The sequence below is a fragment of the Psychrobacter sp. 1Y4 genome, assembly GCF_051847555.1.
This window is the reverse complement of sequence record NZ_JBPYDE010001031.1, coordinates 1-545: the sequence shown is the minus strand read 5'-3', so window position 1 is coordinate 545 and position 545 is coordinate 1. Positions and strand designations below refer to the sequence as shown.

Sequence of the window (545 nt, the reverse complement as noted above, 5' to 3'; positions counted from 1 at the left end):
CAATCATGCCCATACCACCTTGAGTAATACGTATCTCAATACTGGTAGCACCTGCATCAATGGCATTTTCAAGCAGCTCTTTGACGACCGCTGCTGGACGCGTCACGACCTCACCTGCTGCTAGTTGATTAATGAGCAGCGGTGATAGTTTTTTGATGCGGGTGTTGTGGTGGTTATCTGGCATTGATAGATGTCATATTTTTAGTAAAGTCATATTTGATGGGATTTAAATGTAAAGTCATATTCGATGGGATTTAAATACTGAAGCTTGTTAAATCCAGACCTTGCGCTTGGCCTGCTTTTGATACTCTTAATTGCACTTGGCGTGCTTCATTACCTTTATCGTCGCTTTCAACTTGCGTAATATCGATAAACAAAGTTGGCATCGGTAGATAATCATCGGCACGGCTCGCCCATTCAATGATAACCAGCGCTTCAGGCTCATCTAAATACTCATCAAAGCCAATAAAAGAAAGCTCTTCTGGATCTTGGAGACGGTATAGGTCTGCATGATAGACGGGCTTAGTCGTGCCATTGCTTTGTTC

Annotated in this window: 1 protein-coding gene and 1 pseudogene; both read right to left on the bottom strand. The window is 42.9% G+C overall.

Translation table 11 applies throughout. The features are described from left to right. A pseudogene (locus ACS8FC_RS20250) lies at positions 1-184 on the bottom strand (DNA mismatch repair endonuclease MutL); the annotation flags it as partial. A gap of 70 nt (positions 185-254) precedes the next feature. Further along, on the bottom strand, positions 255-545 hold a 291-nt coding region (gene tsaE / locus ACS8FC_RS20245; RefSeq protein ID WP_439298102.1), incomplete at its 5' end, for a tRNA (adenosine(37)-N6)-threonylcarbamoyltransferase complex ATPase subunit type 1 TsaE.